Raw genomic sequence first — 10,788 nt, forward strand, 5'->3', positions numbered from 1 at the left:
GTTTTTTTACCAAAACTCTTGACCAGCTAGGCTTCGCCTTCAATTGTGCCCTGCATTAGAAGGGAGGATATTCTGATGCAGGGACTGATGTTCTTTGCCGCCTTGCTGCCTGTGCTTGCGGTATTTGTCTTGCTGGTCGTCATGCGGAAATCGGCGAAGCTGTCGATGCTGGTGGCCTATCTTGCCACCGTCGTGCTGGCCTTGCTGGTCTGGGGGGCGCCTTGGGAACGCGTCGCGGGGGCCACCGTGAACGGCCTGGTGACGGCGATCACGCTGCTCTACATCGTGTTCGGGGCGATCCTGCTGCTTTACACCGTGCAAGAATCGGGGGCGATCCGGGCGATCCGGCGCGGGTTTACCGATATCTCGCCCGACCGGCGCATCCAGGCGATCATCATCGCCTGGATGTTCGGGTCGCTGATCGAAGGGGCTTCCGGCTTCGGCACGCCTGCTGCGGTGGCGGCGCCCCTGCTGGTGGCGATCGGCTTTCCCGCCATGGCGGCGGTCATGGTCACGCTGATCATCCAGTCCACGCCGGTGTCGTTCGGCGCGGTCGGCACGCCCATGCTTGTGGGCCTGGGCACCGGGCTGTCGAACAGCGAGGAGGTGGCGACCGCCATCAGCCCTGCGGCCCTGGATCAGTATGTTCCGGTCGTGGCGGCGAACGTGGCGCTGATCCACACGATGATCGGCTTCCTGATTCCCCTGCTGATGGTGGGGATGCTGACGCGGTTCTTTGGCCGCAGCCGCAGCTTCGCCGAAGGCTTCCGCGCCTGGAAGTTCGCGCTGTTCGCGGGCCTCGCCTTCACGCTGCCCTATCTGCTGGTGGCGCGGGTTCTGGGGCCAGAATTCCCGTCGCTTCTGGGCGGGCTGATCGGCCTGATGATCGTCGTTCCGGCCGCGCGCGCGGGATGGTTCATGCCCGCTGACCGCTTCGATTTCCCGCCTCGCGCGGAATGGGAGCGGGATTGGCAGGGCTCGGTCGAGGCGGCCGACGCCGATGCCGAGCTTTCCCCGCATAGCGCGGCGCCCCGGCGCGAGATCTCGCTGCTCAGCGCCTGGATGCCCTATGTGATCGTGGCGGCTCTCCTGGTGCTCACCCGCACCATCGAACCGCTGAAGGCCTGGCTGACAGGGCCGTCCACGACACTGGCGTTGCGCGACATGTTCGGGTCGGGGATCAACGCCTCGGCGCAGTTCCTGTATTCGCCGGGAACGGTGATGATCATTGCCTCGCTGATCTCGGTCGCGCTGTTCCGCATGCGCGGGTCGGATTACGGCCGGGCCTGGGCGATCTCGGGCAGGACGATGCTGGCCGCCGCCCCCGCGCTGCTGCTGGCGGTGCCGATGGTGCAGGTCTTCATCAATTCGGGATCCGAGGACACGGCCTCGATGCCGATCATGCTGGCGCAGGGCATGGCCGCTGCGACGGGCGATGCCTGGCCGCTGTTCGCCCCCATCGTCGGCGCGCTCGGCGCCTTCATCGCCGGGTCGAACACGGTGTCCAACATGATGTTCTCGCTGTTCCAGTTCTCGACCGCGCAGGGTATCGGGCTGGACCTGGCGGGCATCACCATCGTGGTGGCCTTGCAGGCTGTCGGCGGCGCGGCAGGCAACATGATCTGCGTGCACAACGTGGTCGCGGCCTCGGCAACGGTGGGTCTGACGGACCGCGAGGGCGACCTGATCCGCAAGACGCTGATCACCATGGCCTATTACGTGGTGCAGGCCGGCCTGATCGGCATGGGCCTGATCCAGGGCGGCCTGTGGTGGCCGGCGGCCGTTGTCTGGGCGCTGGTGGTGATCGGCGGGATGGGCACGAACCGGGGCGAGGCGCAGCTGCGTCCCGCGCGCTGATCCGCTGGGCGGGGGGGCTTCGCGCCCCCCCATTGCTGCAGGCACGACGAAGACCGGATGCAGCATCCAGAAAAGGAACGGGCCGCCTCAGATCAAGGCGGCCCGCGAGATCCACGGAGATGGTCCGGTTAGGGATGGCGGATGTTCCGGTCCCAACCAGGGTTTACGACCCTCGGGGCTGCCCTCAGGCCACGGCCCCCCTGACTGTTCCGACACCTCTCTCCAATATCACTCTCGACACTGGACCACCTCCTTTCAATTGGTTGCCGTATAAGGAAAGCGTGCCACAGATCGGACCTGTGTCAATCAGATTGTTCGTTCAGTTCGCAACAAATTGCGCACGATGATGCGGAAGGGCACAAGGGCAAGTATGGCCAGACTCATCTTGACCAGCCAGTCGGCAGTTGCCAACGAAACCCACAGGGCGGTGACCGGTCCTTGACCAAGAAGCGGAACAGCCTCGTTCGCCCAGGCTGTGTTGGCGTCATGCGGCAAGGCGGCGGTGAAGGCGACCGTGAAGAAGATGGCCGTGTCCAGGACCGAACCCACCGACGACGACATCAGCGGCGCGACCCACCAGCGGCGTTTGCGCAACAGGTTGAAGACGACGATATCGACAAGCTGCGCGACCAGGAAGGCCGCGCCCGACCCCACGGCGATTCGCAGCGTGGTCTTGTCCATGCCTGCAGCAACGACCGAGGACAGCACGCCTACCACGAAGCCCGCCAGCACCACCCGGCGGGCGGCGGCGGGACCATAGACGCGGTTCATGATCTCGGTCACGAGGAAGGCGAAGGGATAGGTGAAGGCGCCCCAGGTCAGCCATGCGCCGACGGTGAATTGCACCAGGATGTTCGAGGCCACGACGATGATGGCCATGGCAAGGATGCCGGGCAGATAGCGGGTCATTGATCTTTTCCGTTTTACAAGGTCGCGGAACAACTCGGCCCCGCGTCTTGCGGGACAGCGCGCCTTAGGCGGTGGGGCGGGCCGTTGTCAATCGCGCAGCCGGTATTCGACCAGTTCGGTGCGCTGCAGGGCCAGGAAATTGTCGTCCGAGATCATGGTCAGCCGGATCCCCTGTCCATCGTGCCAGACGGCCAGCCCTTCCAGGTTGTCGTATTGCAGGGCGCGGGTGGTCAGCAGGATTTCCTCGTCCACGGGGCCGTCTTCGGTCAACTGCATCCGCCTGATACGCGAGGCAAAACCGAGGATACCGCGAAAGTCGCGTTCCAGAAGGTAGAACCATCCATCCGGCCCGAAATCGGCCCCGACCGCCAGCCAGCGCGGGTCGCGCCGGATTTCCCCGGCCTGCCCCCACTGGTTGTCGCGGAAGGTCAGGATCGGGAAGGGATCGCCTTCGCGCCCGGATCGTTCGGGCACGGCGATGACCGTGTCGCCGCGAATCGCGATCGCCTCCATCCCCGAATTGATCCGCATCCAGGGCAGCTTGGGCGGCAGGCGCCGGCGGGTGGGCACCGCATCGGGGTCTTCGTAAAGCGCGATGCGGTTCAGCCCCTCGAAGCTGATCCAGATCCGGCCGTCCTCGCCGATAGCCAGCCCTTCGCTGTCGCCGTGATAGCCGGGTTGGAGAGGGACGCCCTCGCGGTCCTTCAGATGCGCCCGCCCGCCGATGTTCATGGCGCGGATGACGCCCTGCGAATCGCGGTCGATGCTGCCCCAGTAAAGATGGGCGCGGTCGGTCAGGGCGTGAAAGCCGGTGCCGTCGGGGCTGATCTCGATTCCCGAAAAGCCGCCGAAGCTGTCGTCATCGCCGGTCCAGACGAAGGTGCCGACATAGTCCAACGATGCCGCCGGCGCGGGAACGCCGGCGGCAATCAGGAACAGGGCTGACAGGATCGTTAGGGCGCGCCGGCGACGGTTCGGCATTGGCGGGGCAGTTCGGAAAGGCGGAAGGTCCGGGGATGGCGATAGTTCGGGTCGGGCGGCGTGGGTTCCACCCGGCTGGGGTCGATGCGGTTCCTGATCCATTCGGCCGCCTCGGCGCAGCCATCGCCGGGGGGAGGCGGATCCTGGCGGTCGCAGATCGACCCGCGCGGGCAGGCCAACCGGACGTGGAAGTGATAGTTGTGGGCGTTGATCGGCCGCACCTTGCGCAACCAGGACCGGTCGCCGCGCTCCATCTGGCACATGGCGACCTTGGCGACCGGATCGACCAGGATGCGTTCGACGCGCGGGTCGCGGGCGGCGGCGCGCATGATCGACATGTGCCCGCCGTTCCACGCGCTGGTCAGCGCCACGCCCCTCCGGTCGGTGATCGAGACCGAGGACAGGCTTTCGCGCTGCGCGGGCGACAGGTTCAGGGACGAGGGCGGCAGCATCCAGATGTCGGCGTCCAGCCCCAACTGGTGGCTGGCGTGTCCCGAGGTCATGGGCCCGCCGCGTGGCTGGCTCATGTCGCCGATGTAAAGGCCGCGCCAGCCCGCCTGCTGGGCGGCCTGCGACAGGCCGATCAGGAAGTTGACCAGTTCGGGATGGCCCCAGTTGCGGTTCCTGGACAAACGCATGGCCTGCCAGCTTGGCCCGCTTTCGGGCAGTTGCACGAATCCCTGTCCGCAGCCCTTGGAATAGAAGCCGATGGACACGGCCGGTCCCTGCGAGGCGCTTCGGAAGCTGCCGAAGACATCCTTGGCCAGCGGATCGGCCGATGCGGGCATGACAAGGCCAGCCACGATGGCGGCGGCGGTCAGGAACTTGCGGATCACTGCTCTACCTCTCCTTCGGGTTTGACCCAGACTAGCAGAACAACCGACAGGATAAACAGCGCGATCAGCGGAGAGATGCCCAGACGCTGGTTCCCGCTGATGTCGGTGACGACGGCGATCAGGAAGGGCGCCAGGAAGGCCGTGGCCTTGCCGGACAAGGCGTAAAGGCCAAAGCCTTCCGTGGCGCGGGCTTCGGTCGTGTGGCGGACCATCAGGGTTCGGCTTGCCGCCTGCATCGCGCCGCCCGCACCGCCGATCAGCGCGCCGCAGAGGAAGAACACCAGATCCGGCACGTAGAAGCGCCCGAAGACGGGGTTGTCGGGGACAGCCATGCCGAACAGCGTTTCGCGGTCCATGCCGACGACCACGATGCAAACGCCGTTCAGGATCAGGATGGTGGCGATGATGACGGGTTTTGGCCCGTAAGCGCGGTCGGCGCGGCCCCCCAGCCAACTGACTATGGCCGCGGCGATGGCGCTGACCACGCCGAAGACGCCCGCCAGAAAGACCGGCCAGCCCAGCACCGTCCCCGCATAGACCCCGCCAAAGCCGTAAAGCGCATTCAGCGCGTCGCGCGACAGCATGGACGATGCCAGCCAGGCCGCCAGGCTGTGACGGTGGCGCAGGCTGCGGATCAGCGCCCAGAGGTCGCGCAGGGCCGGACCGACGCGGACCGGCTGGCCCGGGCCGCGCGGTTCGCGCACCCACAGGAAAAACGGAATCATGAAGACGACATACCAGATCGCGACGAAGGGGCCGACGAAGCGCGTCCCCTCTCTGGCGGCGGGGTCCAGCCCGAACAGGGGATCAAGGCCGATCAGCGTCTTGCCCGAAGGCGTTTCCTGGAACAGCGCCAGCATGATTGCCAGCGACACGACGCCGCCCAGATAACCGAAGGCATAGCCGGACCCCGACAGGCGCCCGATCTCGTCCCTTGGGGCAAGGCCCGGCAGCAGGGCGTTGGTGAAGATCGTCGCGAACTCGACCCCGATCAGGCCGATGCCGAACAGCACCACCGCCTGAACCAGGGCAGGCTGCTGCGGCATCAGGAACCACAGCCCGGCGGAACCGACGATATAGAGGATCGAGAAGAACCGGATCCAGGGCATCCGCCGCCCCGAGGTGTCGGCTATGGCCCCCAGAATGGGTGCGCCCAGGGCGATGATGATGCCCGCGACCGACAGCCCGTAGCCCCACAGCGCCTGCGCCTGCGCGCCCGCCAGCCGCAGGTCGCCGCCGATTGCCAGGAAGTGGCGCTGCGCGACCTCGGCGAAATAGACCGAAAAGACGAAGGTCAGCAGAAGCGTATGAAAAGGCTGGCTGGCCCAGTCGAAAAACCACCAGCCCCAGATCCGTTTGCGGTCCATCCGCCCCTCGTGCGCCGTTCGCGCGCCATAAGGCCGAAGCCGCGTCAGGCTGGCAAGTGGGCTTTTGCGTCAGGGGGAAGCACGGGTGGCCAGGGACGCTGTCCGTCCGCTTCGATCCAGGCGGCGATCCAGTCGGGCAGGGGCGGGCTTTCGGGGGCTGCGCCAAGCGCGGCCATCACCTTGGCCGGGGGCACGATCCCCTGGGCCGATGTGATGGCCGACCGGATCAGGACCTGGTTGCAGCAATCGGCACCCTTCCACATCGACTGGTCCATGTAGATGAAGCGGTTGTCCCAGCCCACGACGCGAGAGATCATCGTGAAGCGTTCAAAGGCGCGGATGCGGCGGCGATAGCGGACCGAACTGCCCGCGACGGTGATGCCCCATTTGCGTTCGCGCAGGATCGGGATCAGCCCGCTGCGCTGCGCCATGGGGATGCGGCCCAGGTCGAACAGGGTCAGGGTGCGGCCGTTGTTCAGCTCGACCCACGGATCCAGGTCCCAGGGCCAGCAGACATGGGTCGAGACATGCGTCCCCGTCACCCCCAGCAGCGGGGCATTGCGGAACTTGACCATCTCCTTGGCGAAGCGGAACAGGGGATACATCGCGGGTCCTTCGGTTGTCTGGCCACGGGCGTGGCCCCGGCCCACGCGATCGTCAACGGGGGACGCTGCGGCAACTTGCTTGCGAAGCACCGCCCGCATCCCCATAACAAGCCCGAACACGAAAAGAGGGGCATGATGGGAACGCTTTACGAGGCCTTGCAACTGATCCTGCAGGTGGTGTGGTTCGTGATGATCGTCCATATCATCATGTCCTGGCTGATCAATTTCCAGGTGCTGAACCTGCGCCAGCCGCTGGTCGCGCAGCTTTGGGACGGGTTGAACCGCCTGCTGGAGCCTATCTATCGCCCGATCCGCAACGTGCTGCCGAATACCGGCGGGCTGGATCTGGCGCCCCTGGTCCTGTTCATCATCATCATCATCCTGCAGCGCGCCCTGGCGAACAACGCGGGCTTCTTCTACGGATTCTGATGACCGTCCCTGATCCATCTGGCGACCTGCTGCGACAGGTCTGGGGCTTCGATGGCTTCCGCCCCGGCCAGCAAGAGATCGTCGAAGCGGTGGCCCAGGGCCGCGACGTGCTGGCGATCATGCCCACGGGCGGCGGCAAGTCGCTGTGCTTCCAACTTCCCGCCTTGATGCGCGACGGGGTGACGGTGGTGATATCCCCGCTGATCGCGCTGATGCGCGATCAGGTCCGCGCGCTGCGCGAGGCGGGCGTGGCAGCGGGCGCGCTGACCAGCGGCAACACGGACGAGGAAACGGATACGGTTTTCCAGGCCCTGTCGCGGGGCGAGTTGAAACTCCTGTATATGGCGCCGGAACGGCTGGCCTCGGGTGGGACGCTGTCCCTGCTGCGCCGCGCCGGCGTGACCGCCATTGCGGTGGACGAGGCGCATTGCGTCAGCCAGTGGGGCCACGACTTCCGCCCCGACTACCTGCGCATCGGCGACCTGAAGCGCGCGCTGGACGTGCCGCTGGCGGCCTTCACCGCCACGGCGGACGTGGAAACACGGGCCGAGATCGTCTCGCGGCTGTTCGACGGGCGGGAGCCGGTCACCTTCCTGCGTGGCTTCGACCGCCCGAACATCCGCCTGGCCTTCCAGCCCAAGGACAGCCCGCGCCGCCAGGTTCTGGCCTATATCGCCGCGCGGCGTGGCCAATCCGGCATTGTCTATTGCGGCGCCCGCGCCCGGACCGAGACCCTGGCCCAGGCGCTGCGCGAGGCGGGCCACCCGGCCATCGCCTATCACGCGGGCCTTGATCCCGATGCCCGGCGCGAGGCCGAGGCCCGCTTCCAGCGAGAGGACGGCCTGATCGTCGTGGCCACCGTGGCCTTCGGCATGGGCATCGACAAGCCCGACATCCGCTGGGTGCTGCACGCCGACCTGCCCAAGACCATCGAGGGCTACTACCAGGAAATCGGCCGCGCGGGCCGCGATGGCGATCCGGCCGATACGCTGACGCTTTACGGCCCCGACGACATCCGGTTGCGCCGCACCCAGATCGACGAAGGCTTGGCCGAACCCGCCCGCAAGGCCGCCGACCATGCCCGGCTGAACGCGCTGTTGGGCTTGGCCGAGGCGACCGGCTGCCGCCGCCGCAAGCTGCTGGCCTATTTCGGCGAGGATCTGGCCGAGGATTGCGGGAACTGCGACCTGTGCATCGCGCCGCCCAAGCTGTTCGACGCCACGCAGCCCGTGCGAAAGGCGCTGTCGGCCATCGTTCGGACCGGCGAATGGTTCGGTGCCACGCATCTGATCGACATCCTGACCGGCAACAACACGGAAAAGGTGCGCGAACGCGGCCATGACCGGTTGCCGACCTTCGGCGTCGGGCGCGACCACAGCCGCGCGCAATGGCAGGCGATCTTCCGGCAGATGATGGGCCGTGATCTTTGCCGCCCCGATCCCGAGCGCCACGGCGCCCTGCACCTGACCGAGGCCGCCCATCCCGTCCTGCGCGGCGAGGAGAGCGTGACCCTGCGCCAGGACATCACCGCGACCAAGCCCGCCACGGTCCTGCGCACCCAGGTCAGCGAGGAGGACGAGCCGCTGCTGTCCGCGCTGAAGGCCAAGCGCCGCGCCCTGGCCGAGGCCGCGCGCGTGCCCGCCTATGTCATCTTCCCCGACCGCACCCTGATCGAGATGGCCGAAAGGCGCCCGCAGACCCTGGACCAGATGGCCCAGGTCGGCGGGGTAGGGGCCAAGAAGCTGGAAAGCTATGGCCGCGACTTCCTGTCGGTGATTGCGGGCGAGGTGCCCGATATGCACCCTCAGCGCCGCAAGCTGGCGGGCCGCCCCGAGGGCGCGCTGTTCGACCGGCTGGTCGCAGTGCAGGCCGATCTGCTGCGCGGGCCGGACGGGACGGAAAAACCGCTGTCCTGTTCCACCGCCCAGATCCGCCGCATCGCCGAGGCCCGTCCCGGCGACGAGGCCGGGCTGGCCCGCCACCTGGACCAGGCGCGTCTGGACCGTTTCGGCGCTGCCTTCCTGCGCGAAATCGCAGCGGCTTGATGGAACTGTCAGTGTAAAGTGAACGTGATGCCCTGCCCGGGGCGTTTCTGCGTCAGTATCCTGATGCGGCATCCTTGGGAGAGAGTCATGAAACTTCGCTGGTCCGACGTCACCCCGAAAGCCGACTATCTCAACCGCCGCGCCTTTATCGCGGCGGGCGCCGTGGCGATGGCCGCGCCCGCCTGGGCCTTGACCGGCAAGCCGTCGGCCTTTTCGACCGTCCAGAAGCCGAACACGCTGGAAGAGATCACCAACTACAACAACTTCTATGAATTCGGCATGGATAAGACCGATCCCGCGCGCTACGCGGGCGCCATGACCACCGACCCCTGGTCGGTGGAAATCGGCGGCCTTGTCGATCGCCCCGGCAGCTATGGCGTGGACGACCTTGCCCCCGCCAATGCGCTGGAAGAACGCATCTATCGCCTGCGCTGTGTCGAGGCATGGTCGATGGTGATCCCCTGGATCGGCGTGCCGCTGTCAGGCGTGCTGGAAAAGGCGGGCGTCCAGCCCGGCGCCAAGTTCGTGGCCTTCGAGACGCTGTATCGCCCCGAGGAAATGCGCGGCCAGTCGCGCCCGATCCTCGACTGGCCCTACAAGGAAGGCCTGCGCTTGGACGAGGCGATGCATCCGCTGACGATCCTGGCCACAGGCCTTTACGGCGACGTGCTGCCCAACCAGAACGGCGCGCCGATCCGTTTGGTCGTGCCGTGGAAGTATGGCTTCAAGTCGATCAAGTCGATCGTCAAGATCACGCTGACCGACCGCCAACCGGTATCCACCTGGCAGGCGATGCAGCCGTCCGAATACGGCTTTTATGCGAACGTGAACCCGCAGGTGGATCACCCCCGTTGGAGCCAGGCCACCGAACGCCGCATCGGCGCGGGCCTGTTCGGCGGGCGCGAGGAGACGCAGATGTTCAACGGCTATGGCGACCAGGTGGCCTCGCTTTATGCCGGGATGGATCTGGCAAGGGATTATTGATGCGCGCCGCCGCGAACGGATGGCTGCGGGCCATCCCGGTCTGGGCGCTGTGGCTGGGCGGGCTGGTGCCGCTGGCGCTGCTGGTCTGGGACACGCTGAACGGCGGGCTGGGGATCGATCCGATCCGCGACATCGAGCATCGGCTGGGACGCACCGCGCTGTACTTCCTGGTCGCCAGCCTGGCGGTGACGCCGATCCTGCGCATCACCGGGATCAGCTTCATCCGCTTCCGCCGCGCGCTTGGACTTTTGTGCTTCACCTATGCGGGACTGCACGTGCTGTCCTGGGCGGTGATGGACATGGCGCTGCTATGGGGCGCGATGGCGCGCGACGTGGTCAAGCGGCCCTACCTCGTCTTCGGCATGGCGGCCTTCCTGATGCTGCTGGCGCTTGCCCTCACCTCGAACAACGCCTCGATCCGCAGGATGGGCAGTGCGGCGTGGCGCAGGCTGCACAAGCTGGCCTATGTCGCCGCACCCTTGGTGACGCTGCACTGGATCTGGGCGCTGAAGACCTTCCCCTTGGAACCTGTCCTGTGGCTGTCGGCGATTCTGGTTCTTCTGGGCCTGCGAGTCGCCGTCCCCCGGCCCATCCGCTGGGACCAGGCCGCGGCGGTAAAATAAATATCCTTCAAAAACATATGGTTGCGTGAAATATGGCAGTTCTGCGAAAAAACTTCGCCTGACCCTCTTGCCCTCCTCATCTTGTCTCCGTAAATACCGCTTCACCGAAGGCGGGAACGCTGGCGGGGCGGAACGGGAAGCGGGATTGCTGA

Annotated in this window: 10 protein-coding genes; 5 read left to right on the forward strand and 5 right to left on the reverse strand. The window is 66.5% G+C overall.

The window, feature by feature from the left end:
- Positions 1 to 75: 75 nt before the first annotated feature.
- Positions 76 to 1,857: an L-lactate permease gene (locus tag RAH32_RS13585; protein WP_306608472.1), complete on the forward strand. Its 1,782-nt coding sequence runs from the start codon at positions 76 to 78 to the stop codon at positions 1,855 to 1,857.
- 306 nt (positions 1,858 to 2,163) lie between these two features.
- Here the strand turns inward: RAH32_RS13585 and RAH32_RS13590 are convergent, their stop codons facing one another.
- From RAH32_RS13590 to RAH32_RS13610, 5 genes are all read right to left on the reverse strand, one after another.
- On the reverse strand, positions 2,164 to 2,766 hold the full coding sequence (locus RAH32_RS13590) for a queuosine precursor transporter (RefSeq protein WP_306608473.1): 603 nt from the start codon (positions 2,764 to 2,766) through the stop codon (positions 2,164 to 2,166).
- An 87-nt stretch (positions 2,767 to 2,853) separates the two neighbouring features.
- Complete coding sequence (locus RAH32_RS13595; RefSeq protein WP_306608474.1) at positions 2,854 to 3,747, reverse strand: esterase-like activity of phytase family protein; 894 nt, start codon at positions 3,745 to 3,747, stop codon at positions 2,854 to 2,856.
- Positions 3,720 to 4,583, reverse strand: a complete 864-nt coding sequence (gene mepA / locus RAH32_RS13600) for a penicillin-insensitive murein endopeptidase (RefSeq protein WP_306608475.1) — start codon at positions 4,581 to 4,583, stop codon at positions 3,720 to 3,722. Before mepA ends, RAH32_RS13595 begins: the two co-directional genes overlap by 28 nt.
- Positions 4,580 to 5,950: an MFS transporter gene (locus tag RAH32_RS13605; RefSeq protein WP_306608476.1), complete on the reverse strand. Its 1,371-nt coding sequence runs from the start codon at positions 5,948 to 5,950 to the stop codon at positions 4,580 to 4,582. The genes mepA and RAH32_RS13605 overlap by 4 nt, the downstream gene beginning before the upstream one ends.
- Positions 5,951 to 5,994: 44 nt before the next feature.
- Positions 5,995 to 6,555, reverse strand: coding sequence for an acyl-CoA thioesterase (locus RAH32_RS13610; RefSeq protein WP_306608477.1), 561 nt, complete (start codon positions 6,553 to 6,555; stop codon positions 5,995 to 5,997).
- A gap of 135 nt (positions 6,556 to 6,690) precedes the next feature.
- On the opposite strand from RAH32_RS13610, the gene RAH32_RS13615 reads away from it, so the two are divergent.
- From RAH32_RS13615 to msrQ, 4 genes are all read left to right on the forward strand, one after another.
- On the forward strand, positions 6,691 to 6,984 hold the full coding sequence (locus RAH32_RS13615; protein ID WP_306608496.1) for a YggT family protein: 294 nt from the start codon (positions 6,691 to 6,693) through the stop codon (positions 6,982 to 6,984).
- Complete coding sequence (recQ, locus tag RAH32_RS13620) at positions 6,984 to 9,029, forward strand: DNA helicase RecQ (RefSeq protein WP_306608478.1); 2,046 nt, start codon at positions 6,984 to 6,986, stop codon at positions 9,027 to 9,029. The genes RAH32_RS13615 and recQ overlap by 1 nt, the downstream gene beginning before the upstream one ends.
- Before the next feature lie 87 nt (positions 9,030 to 9,116).
- Positions 9,117 to 10,013: a protein-methionine-sulfoxide reductase catalytic subunit MsrP gene (msrP, locus tag RAH32_RS13625; protein ID WP_306608479.1), complete on the forward strand. Its 897-nt coding sequence runs from the start codon at positions 9,117 to 9,119 to the stop codon at positions 10,011 to 10,013.
- A complete protein-coding gene (gene msrQ / locus RAH32_RS13630; RefSeq protein ID WP_306608480.1) occupies positions 10,013 to 10,636 on the forward strand; it encodes a protein-methionine-sulfoxide reductase heme-binding subunit MsrQ in 624 nt (207 codons plus the stop codon). Before msrP ends, msrQ begins: the two co-directional genes overlap by 1 nt.
- Positions 10,637 to 10,788: the final 152 nt, after the last annotated feature.

The sequence above is a fragment of the Paracoccus yibinensis genome (assembly GCF_030846195.1).
In the GTDB taxonomy this organism is placed as follows: Bacteria; Pseudomonadota; Alphaproteobacteria; order Rhodobacterales; family Rhodobacteraceae; genus Paracoccus; species Paracoccus yibinensis.